Genomic DNA, 17,950 nt, shown 5'->3' on the forward strand with positions numbered 1-17,950 from the left:
GCAAGGACCGCCGTATCTCCGTCCGTTAAAGCAAAAGTATTATGTCGAGAGGAGTCTTGAATGCAATTTAACAACATCGCCCCTATCCTGCTGCTGACTGGAGCCCTTTCCCTTGCAGGCTGCGGCGGCTCTGGAGGAACTGGCGGCGATAGTGTTGCGGACGACGGAAGCGACGACGCTTCCCCCACGGCATGCCAAATGACGGAATTAGACAAGCAGTTGCTCAAGGCGCACAACCAGGCTCGCGCACAGGCGCGTTCTTGCGGAGATAAAAATTATGACAGAGCGCCTGCGCTGACATGGAATTGCAAACTCGCCACTGCCGCCAACGCCCATAGCAGCGACATGGCGGACAACAATTTCTTCGACCACACCGGCTCCAATGGCCTCAGCGTCGGCGCGCGGGTGAAGTATCAAGGGTATTTCTATCAAGTTGTCGGAGAAAATATCGCGGCGGGTTACGGCTCGGTCTCGCAAGTCATGCAAGGCTGGCTGGACAGCCCCGGGCACTGCGCCAATATCATGAGCAAGAACTACACGGAAATGGGCGCCGCCAGAATAGATGCATCCGGCGCAGACTACCCCAACTACTGGACCACGGTTTTCGGGCGTAGATAACACCTATTACGCCAACGCCGTCACAATTAATTTATAACGAAATCACTTTTCGACTAAATACAACATTAATTAGGCCAAAAGAACTAATTTAATTTAATGTTTTTGGCTGACTGATCCTCCAATGGATATGTTTTATCCTCTTTAACTCTTTATTTATATCTCTCTAATTATCTGTTTTTAAATGCGATATTTTAAATATCGCATCAATACCATGCGTTTACAGACCGTTTGTTAAGTTTGGTTCAAAAACAGTAATTTAATAAAACATAAATACACAAATAATTACATATAAATTGGCGCGCCTTCACATTTTATAATTGTTGTCACGCCACTTATGGCCCGCGTTTCTACGCCAACGTAATATTGCGGGTTTTTTGATCAACGCCAATGTAGAAAACGAGGATATAAGATGTTGCGGTTTCATCCTTTAGCCGGATCGATACTCCTGTTAAGCGCCATCGCCTTGACCGGCTGCGGATCTGACGACAACGCCAAGACCGGCGGCAATAACGGCAGCGGCGACAATGGAGCAGAAGTTGACGGCGGAAATAATTCCGACGACACAGGGTCCGACAGCGGCGACGGCAGCTCCGATACGGACGACAATCAGGCCCCAACTATTTCCGGAACTCCAAGCCCGGCCGCCAAAGAAGGCGAGCCCTTCAGCTTCACCCCAACCGTCAGCGACGCGGAAGGCGATACGCTCTCTTTTCAGTTAATGAACGGTCCCGCCTGGATGACAATCGACGCCGCTACAGGCAAGGTTTCAGGCTCCCCTGACGCAGATGACTTGGGCATGGCTAAAGGCATAGTCATTCGCGTATCCGACGGAAAAAAAAGCGCCGACTTGAAGTTTGACCTGGAAGTCGCCTTCAACCCAGTAGAGCAAGCTATTCGCACGGGCAATGCAATGGTCGTCGAAAACAGCCGCGATCTGGCGTCCGCCGCGTTAAGGACCATAGAGAATAACCGCACCCGCTTTGCTCAGGCCCGCATCGATCTATTTCAACTGAATACCGATGGAACCGCTACAAGCGATAGCCTCACCGCCATTGATTGGGATCCAACTCACGATGCGGCGCAATTAAGCGCCATGTTCGGCGAGAACGAAGCCATTTTAATATCCAATGCCGCCAATGAAGGAAAAACCGTTTATAACCGCGGTTTTGGCGTCATCGGCGAAGACGATGCGCGTTACATGGTCCTCGGCGGCAATCCCATGCGTGATCGCGGCAGCGCCAATGAGCAAATGCATCAGTTCATGAAGAACGCCATCGTGTGGCTGACCGGTAGAAATAACTTCGACACCCAGCCTCTGAAGCTGGTCATGGCGCAAATGGATGAAAGCTACTGGTTTCATGACGCCAGCGGCGTGCGCAAGTGGCTGGATCAGCGCTATGGCGAAAGCGTCAGCTACAACGCACAGGGAGATTGTGATGGCGCCAAGCTGGCGAACTGCCTCAATGAAAATCCTGACCTGCTGATTATTTCCCAAAAAAGCGAAGAAGCGGATGTTGACGCCGTCACTGCGACGGTTGCCGCCGCCATGGCCAAGGGAACGCCTGTACTGTATTTACACTGGGACGGTAATTTAACCAGCTTGGGCGGCAAACTCTTCACACTGTTTAACGTGTCTTACCAAGAGGACAACTACTGGAAAAGACTGTATCTGAGCGGTTATGACTCCATCGACGATATGGGCGTAATCCCAGAGAGCGTTGCGAAAGTAAAGACCATGCTGACCCACTTTGAAAGCGAAGACTACGCCTTCGATTGGTCCGCCTGCGATGGCGAAAACTGCTCCGCCGTCAGCGGCCTGAAGGCCGGTTTCTTTGAAGGCGCAGACGAAGTACGCAGTATCATGTCCAACCTGGACAAGAGTAAAACGGATATCTTCGCCAACGAAGGTAAACGCTATCAGAAGTTGCTGGCGTTATTGGGCGACCACTACCGCGCCAGCGCCACCTATCCTATGGACAAGATTACGACGGAAGATAATGCGTTCCTGAAATCACTGTACGCGGACTACTCAGTCTACAACTATCGCGCACTGAATCCGGCACAGAAAGACATGGGCAACTTCAGCCGCAGCAACTTCGACCATGTCTCTCCAGTCACTAAAACCATAGAGATGGAAAGCAAACGTTACTTCCGCGCCGCCGGCGTCTACGCCCTGCCCGGTCATACGGTCAAAGTGACACGCCTGGACAACGCCGACGTCGCCACGTCCATCTTTGTCAACACACAGCGTTCCGGCGCCACCCATCAGTTTGAGAAGAACGGATATACCCGTCCGAAATTCCTGCAGACGCCGAAGTTCTGTATCAAGTCCGGCGAGAGCATTACCTTTACCTCCACTTACGGAGGCCCTGTGCAAATTGAGTTTGGGAGCAACGGTAAAAATGTTTCTTTCCGTTTCGAGAACGTGGGCGAACATCCCTTTTGGAACGGCGAAGAAGATAACGCCAGCTTCGAGCAGGCCCTGGCTCAGGGCGACTATGACTGGGCGGAACTCGTAACGCCGGGCTTCGAAGTGCACTCCAAGCTAGACAAAATGCGTAAGTCCATGCAGGACGAAAACTGGAAAACCGGCGCAGCTTTAGCGGCGGGAACCATGCGTTACATTCATAACTTCCCTCATGTTCTCGCCGGCTTCAAAGGCCCGGGCATTGACGTAGTGGCGGAGATACACGATTTCGCGGCGGCGCATAGCCTGGAGATAGAGCATATCGATATCGTGAAGCACATGAATGCGGATCAGGCCACCTGCGGTTACGGTTGCTCCGGCAATCCCTATGACGCTTACTGGGAGTTCAGCCCAATCGGGCACGGCGACATCCACGAATTAGGACATGGCCTAGAGCGCGGGCGTTTCCGCTTCAATGGTTGGGAAGGACATGCAAGCACCAATCCATATTCCTATTACTCGAAGTCGCATTACTACCTTGATACCGGCAAAAATCCGAGCTGTCAGTCACTGCCCTTTGAGAGCATGTTCAACGTGCTGCGTGATTCCGTCAGTAAATCCGACCCTCAAGCCTATGTGCAAAGCCAGAAGTTAACCGGCTGGTCCAACGGCGCGGGCATTACCATACAGATGATGATGACCGCTCAGGGCGAGGGCAAACTGAATGACGGCTGGAACCTGCTGCCCAGACTGCACATCCTCGACCGCAACTTCAATGCGGCATTAGCTAGCGAAGAGACTTGGTCGGCGGCGAGAAGCAATCTTGGCTTCTCTCAATACAGCTTGGCGGAAGCAAAAAGCATCAACAGCAACGACTGGATGACCGTCGCGGCGTCCTACGCCACGGGCCTGGATTTCCGGGATTACCTGTCCATGTGGGCGCTGCCGTTCAGCGCCAAGGCGTCAGCCCAGGTCGCTTCCTTCAGCCTGCCTGTGGCGCCCCGCAAGTACTATGCGTCTGGCGGCGACCAGTTCTGTTATGGCCTGGATAAGTCGAGCATTTTAGTGGACGGCGTGCAAACCTGGCCCAGCCTGTAAAACCTTTCTCCGTCATCCTGACAAGTACCAGATGGTTATTTAAGCGGCGCTAAGCGCCGCTTTTCTCTTCGACCACGCCAGCGCAGATGTCCGATATAACGAACAGTTGTCAGCTATTTTATAGTTCCACCCTCTAAAAACCGGGTTAGCCTGTCCGATCTCACTGACATGTAAAAGCGCCCCGCCATTTTATGAACATCGTTTAATTCTCTATTTTTCATATAGTTATAGAAGCATCATAAAGCGTCTTGATATGTCTGTTTTCCCAGACTCCCCCCTTTGTATGTCAGTAAATTTTACGGATTAGGTAATACGGACTATTCGATGACTATCTGTCACATTGAAAAATAAGGTTAATTTATTTTTGGCACAGCCAATGCGTGAGAAAGCGGTGATGTACTCAGACCTAACTAAACAAATTAAAAGAAAAGGAGTTGGTTATGACCTCAAAAATAAAGCACGCCCTTACCGCGCTGTCTTTGAGCGTAGCCGCAGTCAGCGCACACGCAGTCACTATTAACGATGGCTACAACGGGGCAGGCCTTTCATACAACGGCGACGTTTTTGGCGATCCCAATGTTTATCAAGTTGATCGGATGGAAGTCACCTACGACAGCGACAACCTCTATGTATCCGTATTCACCAACTTCTTCGAAGGCGCGGATTCGTACGGACACAAGTATGGTGACTTATTCATTAGCGTCGATGGCTGGAGTCCCTTCGGCAACGCAGCGGATCGTTACAAAGACGATGACATCACCAATGGTGAAAAATGGGAGTTTGCTCTAGACACTTCTACCGGCGATCTCTACAGCCTGTCCATGGTTGATTACATGGATCAGCTAGTCAGTTCCGGCACTAGCAGCAGCGTTAGAAAAAATCAGGAAGTCGCCGTTAACACCAGCAAAGCCACTTTGGTAGCCGGCGAAACTTCCAGTGTAGATTTAAGTGGCGTCAGCAACACCGTCGGAACTATGGGCGTCCTGTCTTATACATTGACTCTTGCGGATTTGGGCATCACTGACCTGAGCTCTTCCACCTCACTGGGACTCCGTTGGGCCGCCACTTGCGCTAACGATGTGATTGAAGGCGGTTTAAGCGTTCCGGAACCTGGCACGTTGGCAATGTTAGGATTAGGCTTGGTGAGCCTGGGCCTCCGTCGTAAAAAAGCCTGATTTCTGCAGATTCGTATAAGTAAGTCGATAAGAACAGGGTGACAGGTGTAGGGCGCAGCGAAGAGTGTAGAGTTTTTTTACACTCTTATTACACCACTCCCAACTACAACCGAACAGGGACGTTTTTACTTACTCCGTGACAAACTCCGACACCAGCGCCAGCGTGTCGCTTTCTCTGGCGATGAAGACAGTCGCTCGCCACTGCATACGCCCGGTAATACACACAGGCAGATAGCCCTCGCCTTGATAAACGCCATTAGCAGTTTGCGTTAGTTTGACCTGATTCAACCCCATGTACATATCAGCCCCCTCAAAGTCGACTCGGATTCGCTCCGCGTTTATACCCTGTAACTGGAGACGAATCGGAAACGCCCGCGAAGGATGAATTGGCTCATCACCGAATGAGAAACGTACATCGCCTTCGTTTACGGATACCTGACATTCGCCCTGTCCAGGCGCACATTCAGTGGCTTGCATATAATGAATATTCTTGAATTGATCGATATCGAGAGAAGCCGTGCTGGGGAACCATTGTCGCAACAGGCTTAACGACGCCAAAAACAACACCAAGGCGAGCAATGCTGCGCCCCGCACCCAATAACGCTTGAACTGCAACGTCAAAACCTCATTCGCGTTGATGATGGGAAGGATATGGCCGCGCAGTGTGCCTTTCGGATCAGAAATTGTCCAGCGACAATTTGACGCATAACTCCGCGTTAACGCTACATTTTCTCAGTGAGCGCCCTGTGTTAGGCTTGAACTCCGATTGAATACCCAGATCATTAGCCGCCTCAATACTGTGACCGTACTTGATATCTCTCAATGATGATGAAAAAAAGCCTGATCCAAGCTCTTCTCGCCACCACCCTGATATCCTCGCCAGTTCTTGTCTCCGCGCAAAATGAAGGGGAAAAGACGATTGAGACCAGCGACGCCTGGATTCGTTTTACGCCGGGAACCATTCCCATGGCGGGCTACTTCACCCTCAATAATTCATCTGACCAGACTATCACTATAACAGGCGCTGAAAGCGCGGATTTTGGTCATGTCATGATGCATCAGACTGTCAACGACAGCGGTCAGATGAGCATGCAGCATATGGGAGAAGGTCTTGATGTGGCGGCGGCAAGCCATGTCACTTTCGCCCCCGGCGGCATGCATCTGATGCTGATGCAACGTCAACGACCGCTGACTCCCGGCGACCATGTCAACGTCACCCTGAACCTTGCCGATGGCGGCGCGATTTCCGTGGAGTTTGAAGTCAAACCTATTTCTTACGAGGGTCCCTGACACGACTCCGTTTTCTACCCTTACTCTCATTCAGGCGTAATAGCGCGTCCTTGTCTACACTGAAAAGGAATGCGAACAAGGGAGTTGGTCATGCTGCGCACCGCCATATGGGTCTTCGTCCTCGCCCTGCCCGGCTGTGCGGGACAGGGATATACCAATGCACACAACGCCTATATTAATCTGGCGGTGCATCCCGCCTGGTACGACGGCGAGCGCGTCTACTACATCACCACGGACGTCTCCGATCAAGATATGGCGGAGAAAATGCAGGCTAATTACGCTCCCCGCTTGAAAGACGCGATCCCAGATTACCCCAAACCGCCTCAGGTCCGTACCGTTCTGGAAAGGGTCTATCGGATCCGAAACTTCGAGCAGCCCAGCATATTTCCCTCCGCGCCAGAGCCTTTGGATTCGCAAAGCGTCAATATGCAATACAGCCTCTTATGGCTAATGTATGAGGTCGTCTGGAAAGCCGGCGTTACTCCCGTGGAACTGAAATCTGAGGAGCAGGTTTTCGTGGCGGAGAGTCAGGGAAAGCTGGAAATTCATCGTACAGACATTGTGGTGAATTGCCCCGTGGCGCCATACCAGGGCGAACGCATTGACCGCTACGAATGGTGATTGCGCTATTCCAGCATGCCTGCCTGTGACTTCAGCTCATCCATATCCAGGATCTGGATTTCACCATAGGACGTGGCGATAAGCCCTTTCTGCTCCAGTTCTTTCAATATCTGGTTAACCGTCTGTCTGGACACCCCCAGCATCATCCCCAATTGTTCCTGCTGAATGTGTATCACGCGTCGCGCCTGTCCGCTGAAGTCGCCATAGCCCTCCGCCATCACCACCAGTCGGCGCGCTAATCGCAAAGGCGCCGGCAGCAGCGTGGCGTCTTCCACCGCGCGAAACGCCAGGCGCAATTTGAAACAAAGCAGCACACCGAAGTCCCGCCAGAAATGCGGCTTCGCCGCCAGCAGTGTTTCCAGACCTTTTTGCGGCATATGCAACAAGGTCGTCGGGGTCTCCGCCAGGGCGCTGTGAGTGCGGTCCAGTCTGTCAAACAGGGCGATTTCTCCAAACCAGTTGGGGGGCTCCACAAAGGCCAGAATCGCCTCTTTGCCACTTTCGTTGACGCCAGTGACTCTTAACGAACCTTTCACCACAGCGTAAATACCGGCAGGCTTGTCGCCGCGTCGAAACAGAAACTCCCCCGTTCGAAGCGCTTTCATTTGCGACAGATTCAGCAGGTCTGACTTTAAGTCTTCAGGAATAGCGCGAAACCAGGCTCCGCGGTTTAGCAGGTCGTAATACTCGTGGGTGGACAGCTTGTCAGGCATGGCGCAGCGCTTATTATTTTGGGTTGATGGCAATGAAATTTTGCGCGATTCAGGCTCTGATCTTACAAAAATTCGTTGTCAATTGCGCGTTTATCGTTGGAGTGACCGTCGCAAAGGGCGGGTATTCAGAAAGGGAGTAAGAACAAGTGAAAAAGACCGCGCCGCCGGAAAATCCAGGCGGCGCGGTGTGAAGGCTGGACTTATTCTCCGCCGAACACGGAGGTCCAGTAATGCGGATAACTGGCCGAGGACGTGCTCACTTTCTTCGCGCCCATTTCGGTGTACTCCGCTCCCATGATATTGGAACAATGACCCGGGCTCTTCAGCCACCCTGCCATAACCTGCTGTGTAGACTCATAACCCGCTGCGATGTTCTCGCCTACGCGCCAGGAGTTATAGCCTTCCGCACGGGTGCGGTCGCCTACCTGAGAACCGTCAGAACCGGTGTGACTGAAGAAGTTGTTGTTCACCATATCTTCAGTGTGCTTGGTCGCCGCTGCGCCCAGCTTACAGTTCCACACCAACGGCTCCGCAGCCGGGAAGTAGGCTGAACCACAGTTACGGCCCTCGCTACGCGCCTGGTTATGCGCTTCCAACAGGGCTTTTTGCGATTCGGTCAGCTCACAATCGTCTGGATTAGCGGGATCGGTCGGGTCCGTTGGATCTGTCGGATCAGTTGGGTCCGTCGGATCGGTTGGTTCACCTGGCTCGTTAGGATCATTAGGGTCATTTGGATCTGTCGGAAATCCAGGATCGTCCGGATCGACTGGATCAGTTGGGTCGGTTGGATCAGTCGGATCGGTTGGATCAGTCGGATCAGTCGGATCAGTCGGATCGGTTGGATCAGTCGGATCGGTTGGATCGGTTGGATCGGTTGGATCGGTTGGATCGGTTGGATCGGTTGGATCAGTTGGATCAGTTGGGTCGGTCGGATCAGTTGGATCAGTTGGATCAGTTGGATCAGTTGGATCGGTTGGATCAGTCGGATCGGTTGGATCAGTCGGATCGGTTGGATCGGTTGGATCAGTTGGATCAGTTGGATCAGTTGGATCAGTTGGATCGGTTGGATCGGTTGGATCTGTTGGATCTGTTGGATCTGTTGGATCTGTTGGATCTGTTGGATCAGTCGAGTCATCGTCATAAGAGGCGGTCAACGTCACGCCGCTATAACGCAAGTAACCGTGCAACATAATATGATACACGCCAGGTCTCACCACCAGATCGTCACAAACCTCTTCATTGCCATTCTTGTAGGGACGGCAATCATATTCTGTTAACGTCGGTTCTTCTTCCGCTCTGACGTACAGGTCGACATCCCCGCGGCCGCCTTCAATCTTGACGGAAAGCTGCTTGGCGCCTTCAGGCACTTCGACGGAGTAATAAACCTTGCTGTCGGATACGCCGCTCAAATCCTCAATCGGCTTACCGTTGCCCAGTACGTTATCGTCGTCGCCATCGCCGTCATCGGGTCCGTCTGGATCATCCGGATCGCCGGGGTCAGGCGTGTCGCCGCCGACATAGGAGGCCACCCACTCCTTGAAGCTGGGCACAGCGGTGTATACACCGTATTTTCCTGGTCTTGCGCAACCATCGCCCCAGCTAACGATACCCAGCTGACGGAATTCGCCGGCCTGATTAACAAACAAAGGACCGCCTGAGTCGCCCTGACAGGAGTCTTTTCCGCCCTGCTCCAGCCCCGCGCAAAGGTTATAGTCATAGATAGCGCCGTCGCCGTAGGCCATGCGACACTCATCGATAGACACCACCGGCACATCCACTTTCTGCAGGATGTCCGGGGAGCCACCGCCTTCGCGCAATGCGCCCCAGCCGATTACTGTTACGTCGCTGCCGGGCATAATGTCATTGGGGTCGCCCAGAGTAATACGGGTGTACTTCTCGTCCACTTTTTCCGACAGCTTCAACAAGGCGATATCGTTTTCCAGAGTCTGTTCATTAAACTCCGGGTGATTGATCACCTCCACTACCTGGATTTTCTGCGCGTCACGCATGTCGTTCTGATCGTGCAGACCGATGACGGCTTTGAAGCTTTCGGCGGAAATGCCGGCGGTACAGTGCGCAGCTGTGAGCACATAATAATCATCTATCACCGACGCGCCGCACCATTGGCCGCCGTTGTATTGCAGATACACCATAAAGGGAAATTCGCCCTCGACGGCGTCTTCACCGCCGACGATCTTGGGCGTCAAATTGCGATATACGCTTAGATCTTCCGGCGCGCCTGGGTTCGCGTAGCTCGCGCCGCTAAAGGTGAGGCCGGCAATCATCCCTGCCAGCAGGTTCTTTTGAAACGGTTTCATAGTTCTATCAGTTCATTGGCGATTGGTGTTAATAACATCAGGCAGCTTCTTCTAGATTATTCTGACAACGGCTCCCTGCTTGATTCTGAACGCCTATTTCGGGACACAACGACGCTCCCGCAACTGCAAACCAAATCGGCGCCCAGCCTGACCAAGCTAACACGCTCACAAAGTGGCCTACAATTCGGACAGATATGCTAGGAACCAGGGCCTACCCGCGGCGCCTGCAAGGCTTCCGCCAAGGCCAGAAACGACAAGGGATTCAGCCAGGGTCGATACAAATGAGACTAGACTCTAATGCATCATTTAAGCGGCGAAATCCGATAAGAAAAAGGGATATGCAACTATGTGATTGTGTCTCGGGTTTGAGGCGATATGTGCTTGACGGAAAAGAGAAAATTGCTCGTTGCGAACAATTATCAGAACAATGTTTATAAAGACGCCGCATTGATCGCGGCGTCGGGTATGGAAAGCAGGTTATCCCTGTACTGGGTCCAGACTGTTCAGCACGGATTGCGGGGCTTTCCCCATCCGGGAGCGTTGCGGGAACTCGCCGACGGGGATGCGGGCGGCTTCCTGGGTAGTGTCGTAGTCAAACGCACCGACCGTGCCCTCCACGCTATTAGAGACGAAGCAATATGAGCCATCGGAGCTGGTGGTAGCCCAGTATGGAAGATCATAGCCATCCATAATGCGATCTGTGGTCAGGGTTTGCGTGGAAACAATTGCGACATAATTATCGATGGTTCCCGCCAGACAGAGCTTCTTACCGTCGCCGGACAGCGCCAGGCCATGATGCGCCGAGTTTTTCGGGAAATCGTCGTAATTGGGATAGTTGGCTTTGCCGAATTCGCTGGCTGGCAATTCCACCGTATGAGTAATAGCGCCCTGCTCCAGATCCACCTTCACGAATCCGCGCAAATAGGAAAGCTGGGCGTAAAGGGTTTTCTCATCCGGCGTAAACACGTTGGGACGAACGCCCTGGGGAAATTTGATAGTACGCAGCAATTGCAGCGACTCCGCATCGACAATGCGCAATGACCGTTCCCCTTTCATAAAGTTCAAAGCGTGAGGCAGCAATACGTTGCCAATACTGGTGTTGTAGATGCGCTTACCGTCAGGGGAAAAATCGTTTTGATGGGGAAAATCCCCCGTGGCGAATTCACCAGTGCGCCTACCTGTAACAGCGTCAATCAGGAAGGCTTTCTTTGACGTGGAGTCGGAAACAACCAGCGTCCCGCCATCAGGGGATAGCGCCGCATGGTCCGCATGAAATCCCGGCACAGGATGCCGCCACAGCATGCGATGTCCCGGCGCGGTAAGATCAAACGCGGCCACGTCTCCCAGATAGCCCCGGGAGACATACAACACCGTCCCTTCCGGCGACAGAAAAACGTCGTCAACATTGCGTTCGCCGCCGTTTTCATTAATAAACGCATCGTACAGCAGCTTCAGAATGCCCATTTCGCTGATGCGCTCTTCTTTATCCTCCGTGACGTTCACCGAGCCCAAATTGAGAAAGGTGTGCGGATCAATAAAGCTCACGGTCCCGCTTTGCGCGTTCCCCACCAATAACACATCCCGCATTTCCGGAGCGGCGGTTGACGTCTCCGCACCCGCCAAGCCGGAAGCGGCCAAAGCCAGCGCAATGGCAGTCACACTTAACGCCAGTTTTTTGAATCGCTTCTTCAGGCCCAAGCCGCGAATGTTCCCCTTGGCGTTTACCGCCTTAACCAGACCCGTTTTATTCTTGCGCATTGTTTCAGCTCCTTGATCTTGCATGCTTTATTAGGTCTTTCTGGTACGGCTCACTTCTCCAGCAATGATGTGAAAGAGCTCATTCACAGACAGCGAAAACAACTACCGCCTGATATGAACAGAGTTCAAATAAGCTCAACCCGATTAACACTAACTGCACTCAGCAGAGCGATACTGTCGCCTTTCCGACTTTTCCGTTGAGGGTATGGTTCAGGAGTTGAGCGGCGAGATGAGAACGAGAGATTGATGCAAGAACAGTTCAAGCATGAGAGCAACGTTTACGGCTGGCGAATCACAATAATCGATAAATCATCCGCCAGAGCCCCGCTTTGATTACGCGCCAAATCGGCGAACTGAGGCGCCGTCGCGTCATTGGAGTACGCCAACGGTTTGATTTGCGCTAAAGGGGCGTAATTGAAAAACCCATCGCTGGCGACAATCAATACTCCCAAGAAGGCCATCGGACCAAAACCGATAGGAACTGCTTCGCCACTCCCCAACAACGGCTTGCGGCCTTGCAGCTGGGTCAGCTCATACACAAATTCAGGGTGAAACAACCAACATTGAGAGTCGCCGACACTGGCGCCAATCACCTCACCATTGACGACTTTACCAATCACCGCCGTCGTCTCGCCTGTCAGAGACATCGCTGCGATATCCCGGTCCCAACGCCGTAAATGACGCTCAAAGTCATCTGGCGAATGCAGTTCTTCTTCGTCAAGCAACCGAGAGAATGCATCAACCACATAGCGTGAAGCCTCCCTTCCACCGGCCAGACCGCCGGCTCCATCAGCGATGCAGAACCAGATGCAACCGTCTTTTTCACAGACAAACAGAGCGTCTTCACCGTTTGCGGACGGCGCTTCTAAATGGTGGGTAATGTTCGGGCGGGTGAATACATCCATGATGGCGTTATACACGGGAATATGATTGAATTTTATGGGCTTTTCTTTGCAAAAGTATAATCGCCCTCTAACCGTCGTTTCTGTTAAAGCTTGGCAATCTCACGAAGGGAAAAGCTCGCTCCACTGTTTTTTGTTGACGGTTTTTTAACTATCGAACGGAAAGTAAGCGGCAGTGACGCTACATATTAGGATGGACTAACTTGTGAAACTGGATATTCAAGAATACGCCAATAAAAGCGTACTTTGCTGGCTGGCTACATCAAGTCGAGAGGGTGAACCCAATGTCTCGCCAAAAGAGATTTTCCTCGCCTTAAATCCCGCAACACTATTGATCGCCAACATCGCCTCTCCCACCAGCGAGCGCAATATTCGCGATAATCCCAGAGTTTGCGTCAGCTATATCGATGTCTTTGAGCAAAGAGGCTGCAAGATAAAGGGGAAAGCCAAGGTAATTGAACCGGCGGATCCGGAATGGGAAGACTATCTGGCCAAACTGAAAACATTGGCGGGAGAGAGCTTCCCTATCAAAAATATCTTTGAAGTCAGCGTCTTCAAGTCCGCTAACCTCCTCGCCCCAAGCTACCTGCTTTTTCCTGAGAGAAACGTCGAACAGCAGATTGAAAGCGCGATGAAGGCCTATGGCGTGAAAGTGGAGACAGGTTAATTAATAGCTACTGCTTGAGGGGCTGTCGAATCTTCAGGCCTGATCACACACCGAATCCCACTCCTGATCAAAGCCCAATGTGTTCAAATAACCACTGATGATCGTCATCAGCCTTTCCACCCAGAACGGAGCATTTACATCGTAGAGTTTTCCATCCTCGCTATCTGCGATGGATTGGTCCAGCATCCACCAGAAGAACTCCGCCAGTTCAGTTGCTTGCGCCGGCGTCGCGACCGATGCGGAGCTTTGTGAAAGGCTTACGATAAAGGGGTTGCCGTATCGCTGAGCATAATGCTCCATGACTTCCCTAGCGTGTTCATCCCGGCCACTGAAATCTATCATTTCTTCAGGGTTTCTCCCCACTTAGAACCTGCAAAGGCTTCGGCGACTCAATGGCGAAACGGTCTTTCGCAATAAAGCCTCTGGCGCCGCAGTAATAGGTGCGACAGGCGCCGTCGATATCCTCAAACACCAGAGATTCCTCTTCCAGATAGATGCGGAACAGGCATTGGCCCACATCCAGGTCATGGTATTCATATACGCCGCTTTTCGCCTGCAGTGCTTCGCCTTCAACACTACAACTGTGGCCATTCGCATGATTAGACTCATAGGCGAATTGCAGCACGCCGCCGTTATCGCTGTTGACTTCCAGATAGTCGGAAACCTCCGGCGCATCCACCTCGCCCACCAGTTGGCGCTCATATCTGGCGCGGAATAAGCCCGGCATGCCCTTTAACTTGCCCAGCAGCTGAATGCGTCGCTCATAGGCGTTGCGCAGACACTCCACGTCAGCACAAGCGTTGCGTGTTTCTTTCAACCATAGTGTCTGGCTGAACTTTATCTCTTTTCCGAACTGTAACTCTCTGGCCTGTTTATATGCAGCGGCCAGCTGTTCATCCAGACTGGACAGGTTTTCGTCTTCGCATATCAGCGTTTCAACGCTGGACGCCGCTTGAGCGCAATCAAAACTGGCTGCGGCGCATATCGCGCCGTCAAAAAACAGGAATGCCGCGCCGATGGACACAAATCCATATCTGCACAGCTTAGAAATCAATTTCATGTAAGCTGAATTTACCTTTATCCAAATCTTCGAAAAAACGCATCAATGCGTATTTTACGGTATAGAAGCCGACCTCTTCCCAAGGCAGATCATCTTTATTAAACAGCTGCGCCTCCGAGGTCTCCGGACCATGAGGCCCCGTATCCTTCAGCTCCGCCAGATAAAGCATATATACCTGATTGGCGTGCGGCAGATTCGCCACCAGAAACAAATCCTGCATCGCCACGATGGCGCCGGATTCCTCCATGGTCTCCCGCTTTGCGGCGTCCCGGGTGCTCTCGCCATTCTCCATAAATCCCGCCGGCACGGTCCACATCCCCAACCGCGGCTCAATGGCCCGCTTGCATAACAGCACTTTGTCGCCCTGATACACCAGACAGCCAGTCACGACTTTGGGATTCAGATAATGAACGAATCCGCACTGATCGCAGATATGACGGGAATGACTATCGCCGGAGGGAGTGGCCAGACTGACCGAACCTCCGCATTGACTGCAGTACTTAATATCCACTGGACTACACCTCTTGTAATGATTATTAAGTCACTTGAGACTGATCAATCCGCATCCAAAAATCAATCATCAGGACAACGTCCTCGTCGATTTATCCAGGCGGACGGCATTGTAGCGAGTGAAAGTCTGGCAAGCCCGTAGTTTAAATAAATGAGTTTTGGGGATTTGATTACGTAGTTTGATTGCTTAATGGGGCGCCTAATTTGGGGGAAATCACCGCAGTAGATTCATACGGCGTCTGCACACTCAACGTCAACGAGCTTAGATAACGTTCCCCCTCATACGCAACCGGCAGAGCCCATAAACGCCATAAACGCATGCAACGCCTATCAATGGTACAAGGAACACTTTCGTATTTGAAAAATCTGTGTGAACCCATTTACTGACGCTGGGGATTGCGAGAACAGAAAATACTGAAATGCCTAGGGCCTGTTGACGTTTCACATCGGCAGCCATAAATACCCACAAGCCATGGCTACCATACTTTCATAATTTCTCTTCAGCTTGTCATACCTTGTCGCGACAGCACGGTAGTGCTTGAGTCGGGCAAAGGCATTCTCCACCAGATGGCGATACTTATATACCCCCCAATCCATATCGCCATTGCCTTTGACTGAGTTTCACTTTCTCGGTATCACGGCCCTGGGCCCCTTCCTTTCGATCTGTTCCCGCACTCGTTCACTGTCGTAGCCTTTGTCTCCGACAATCGCTTCTGACGAGGGAAGCTTGTCAATCAACTCCGCCGCCGTATAGTCATTGACCTCGCCTCCGGTGATCTCAAATTCCACTGGAAGACCATATGCATCCACGGCCAGATGCACTTTCTTGGTATTCCTGCCCGACTCTTACCAATCGCCTGAGGCTCTTCCGTACAAGCTCCAGCGCTGTGCTGATGAGCCTTCACATAGCTGCTATAATGAACTCCCATTCCAAATCCGGCTCGCGGATCAAGGCCCGGAAGATCTTCAACCACTTGCCCTGGGTAGACCAGGCATTGAACTTTTTGAACACCGAATTCCAGTCCCCAAACTGCACTGGCAAGTCTCGCCAGGGGCAGCCAGTTCGTATTCGATACAACATGCCTTCCACCATCATTCGTAGGGTGGGCTTGTGATATATTCGCTCTATCCAAACTCGGAGTTTTTATCCTAAAGTTACCAAAATACTATTCAGTATTCCTTCCCCCCTCGCTTCAGTCTCTTCTATCAATACTTTTCATACCGAAAAGTCCACGTACACACGAAACTCATCAAAAACATCTTTATTTACAGACTTCAGGTGGCATAACATCCACCCCTCTTTTTTTCAGCATGGTTACTTGATTACAGTTGACACTATCACTTCCCGTTAAGGCAACTGATTTAAGATTTTTTGCTTCTAGCAGGGGCATTATATCTTGAATTTCATTATTATTAGTCAGAACCAATTTTTCCAAAGAGCTCACTTTAGAAATTGGTCTTAAGTCAGATATCTCCGTATTCTTAATCAACAATGATTTCAATCCATAAAATCGTTCAAGCGCCTGAATGTTCGAAAGTGGCGCGCCATCTATCCACAAGACCTCCAGAGTAGCTCCTATCTCCGAGAGATCATCCATACTTTCAAGATTCACATTGATCATTTGCAGGCTTTTTATATGGCGACATTTATTCAATGGCGTAAAATCTGAAATCCTTCTGCCACTGAAATTAAGGTTCTTTATTTTACTCTCTGAAGAGCATACGCCTCTCAAGCTCAAAATAGGATTGTTGAGAACATAAAGATCCGTAAGATTCGTCAACCCATTCAAAGGAGATATATCTTCTATTTCATTATCTTCAAGCATGAGTATTTTTAGTGATTTCAACTCACCCAAAGGAGAGATATCTGATATTTTATTATTTTTTAAATCAATAAACCGAAAAAGCTCCAAGCCTTTGTCATAGTAAATCTCTTCCAATCCCATATACGAACAATTAATGATACCTTTTGCACCATCATAAATTTGCGAAGCTCTTACCGAATTTATTTTTTTTAAGCACAGTAAGAAATCATCATCTCCACCCACTTCATCAGGAAAAAATATAAAACCAAGAAAAGCGAGCCCAAAGATAAAAGAGATAATAACAGCCACTCTAACTTTCATTCGACCACCTTTGAATACCTATAGACACTCAAGGATATAAAACAAGGCCGTGAGAGCCACACTCCCACGCCTTGTTAAATAGAAGGCTAACTCACAGGTTAGCCATAAAGAGGCAATCGAAATGTCAATTTTCTCTCTCAATTTCTGAAAGAACAATATCGCCTTCTAGAGGAGCATCAATAGTCAACATAGCATCCACTAACTTTTTCACAGCATTACAAGAGATCATAGAATCACCTGCATGTATCTATTCTATTTTATTTCGATCGCCACCATACCAATTATGGATTCTAATTTTATCGTTCAAATTACCAAGTAGGAAAACTTCTAAATCAAGTCCATTTTGGATAAACCACAGGTCCTCTGGAGATATATCCTCCCCAAACACTATCCGGTCTATGGTCGATGCATTCGCCCAATTCCTATCTACGATAAGATCTTGACCACTCGAGAGACTGAAGGAGTCAGTCACCGATGCCCTGTCAAAGTTTGGACAGGACTATAAGATTAATTTTATTTAGGTACTTTTGCCCAATACACTGATAACAACAAAAAATACCGCTAAATACATGCACTACCGATCCACTTTCCCTAATCACCGTCATCAAGTTCAGCAGGAGCGTTTGCAGTTCATTACCTCATCGCACCATGCTGCGCTTGTTTTGCGGGCGGCATTGTAGCGGGTAG

The 17,950-nt window shown here is 50.8% G+C and carries 15 protein-coding genes and 1 pseudogene; 6 read left to right on the forward strand and 10 right to left on the reverse strand.

The genetic code is table 11. The features are described from left to right. The first annotated feature begins 60 nt into the window (after positions 1-60). From O5O45_RS11740 to O5O45_RS11750, 3 genes are all read left to right on the forward strand, one after another. Positions 61-618, forward strand: coding sequence for a CAP domain-containing protein (locus O5O45_RS11740; protein WP_305905412.1), 558 nt, complete (start codon positions 61-63; stop codon positions 616-618). A gap of 409 nt (positions 619-1,027) precedes the next feature. Then, positions 1,028-4,123, forward strand: a complete 3,096-nt coding sequence (locus O5O45_RS11745) for an ImpA family metalloprotease (protein WP_305905413.1) — start codon at positions 1,028-1,030, stop codon at positions 4,121-4,123. Positions 4,124-4,563: 440 nt separating this feature from the next. Continuing rightward, the gene (locus O5O45_RS11750; protein WP_305905414.1) at positions 4,564-5,298 is read left to right on the forward strand and encodes a PEP-CTERM sorting domain-containing protein; all 735 of its coding nucleotides are present in this window, start codon (positions 4,564-4,566) and stop codon (positions 5,296-5,298) included. 129 nt (positions 5,299-5,427) lie between these two features. On the opposite strand, the gene O5O45_RS11755 is transcribed toward O5O45_RS11750, so the two are convergent. After that, a complete protein-coding gene (locus O5O45_RS11755; protein WP_305905415.1) occupies positions 5,428-5,913 on the reverse strand; it encodes a hypothetical protein in 486 nt (161 codons plus the stop codon). Positions 5,914-6,120: 207 nt separating this feature from the next. Here O5O45_RS11755 and O5O45_RS11760 point away from each other — a divergent pair, with 207 nt between their 5' ends. Further along, positions 6,121-6,588 carry a copper chaperone PCu(A)C gene (locus tag O5O45_RS11760; RefSeq protein WP_305905416.1) on the forward strand — a complete coding sequence of 156 codons (468 nt, stop codon included), beginning with the start codon at positions 6,121-6,123 and terminating at the stop codon, positions 6,586-6,588. 90 nt (positions 6,589-6,678) lie between these two features. Continuing rightward, entirely contained in the window at positions 6,679-7,209 is a 531-nt protein-coding gene (locus O5O45_RS11765) for a DUF7482 domain-containing protein (protein ID WP_305905417.1), read from the forward strand. Positions 7,210-7,214: 5 nt separating this feature from the next. Here O5O45_RS11765 and O5O45_RS11770 read toward each other — a convergent pair whose 3' ends face one another. From O5O45_RS11770 to O5O45_RS11785, 4 genes are all read right to left on the reverse strand, one after another. Continuing rightward, positions 7,215-7,922, reverse strand: coding sequence for a Crp/Fnr family transcriptional regulator (locus O5O45_RS11770; protein ID WP_305905418.1), 708 nt, complete (start codon positions 7,920-7,922; stop codon positions 7,215-7,217). Between the two features lie 200 nt (positions 7,923-8,122). Then, positions 8,123-10,240, reverse strand: coding sequence for a trypsin-like serine protease (locus tag O5O45_RS11775; RefSeq protein WP_305905419.1), 2,118 nt, complete (start codon positions 10,238-10,240; stop codon positions 8,123-8,125). A gap of 477 nt (positions 10,241-10,717) precedes the next feature. Further along, positions 10,718-11,998 (reverse strand): YncE family protein, encoded by a 1,281-nt coding sequence (locus tag O5O45_RS11780; RefSeq protein ID WP_305905420.1) that lies wholly within the window; start codon positions 11,996-11,998, stop codon positions 10,718-10,720. Positions 11,999-12,276: 278 nt separating this feature from the next. Then, a complete protein-coding gene (locus tag O5O45_RS11785; protein WP_305905421.1) occupies positions 12,277-12,918 on the reverse strand; it encodes a protein phosphatase 2C domain-containing protein in 642 nt (213 codons plus the stop codon). Between the two features lie 187 nt (positions 12,919-13,105). Between O5O45_RS11785 and O5O45_RS11790 the strand changes: the two genes are divergently transcribed. Further along, the gene (locus O5O45_RS11790) at positions 13,106-13,567 is read left to right on the forward strand and encodes a pyridoxamine 5'-phosphate oxidase family protein (protein WP_305905422.1); all 462 of its coding nucleotides are present in this window, start codon (positions 13,106-13,108) and stop codon (positions 13,565-13,567) included. A gap of 33 nt (positions 13,568-13,600) precedes the next feature. Here the strand turns inward: O5O45_RS11790 and O5O45_RS11795 are convergent, their stop codons facing one another. From O5O45_RS11795 to O5O45_RS11815, 5 genes and pseudogenes are all read right to left on the reverse strand, one after another. After that, on the reverse strand, positions 13,601-13,909 hold the full coding sequence (locus O5O45_RS11795) for a hypothetical protein (protein ID WP_305905423.1): 309 nt from the start codon (positions 13,907-13,909) through the stop codon (positions 13,601-13,603). 4 nt (positions 13,910-13,913) lie between these two features. Further along, complete coding sequence (locus tag O5O45_RS11800; RefSeq protein ID WP_305905424.1) at positions 13,914-14,627, reverse strand: lysozyme inhibitor LprI family protein; 714 nt, start codon at positions 14,625-14,627, stop codon at positions 13,914-13,916. Beyond that, entirely contained in the window at positions 14,611-15,132 is a 522-nt protein-coding gene (locus tag O5O45_RS11805) for an NUDIX hydrolase (RefSeq protein WP_305906202.1), read from the reverse strand. Before O5O45_RS11805 ends, O5O45_RS11800 begins: the two co-directional genes overlap by 17 nt. A 446-nt stretch (positions 15,133-15,578) precedes the next feature. Beyond that, positions 15,579-16,266: pseudogene (locus O5O45_RS11810) on the reverse strand (IS5 family transposase). A gap of 133 nt (positions 16,267-16,399) precedes the next feature. After that, positions 16,400-17,263 (reverse strand): leucine-rich repeat domain-containing protein, encoded by an 864-nt coding sequence (locus tag O5O45_RS11815; RefSeq protein WP_305905425.1) that lies wholly within the window; start codon positions 17,261-17,263, stop codon positions 16,400-16,402. Positions 17,264-17,950 lie beyond the last annotated feature (687 nt).

The sequence above is a fragment of the Hahella sp. HNIBRBA332 genome, assembly GCF_030719035.1.
Classification (GTDB): domain Bacteria; phylum Pseudomonadota; class Gammaproteobacteria; order Pseudomonadales; family Oleiphilaceae; genus Hahella.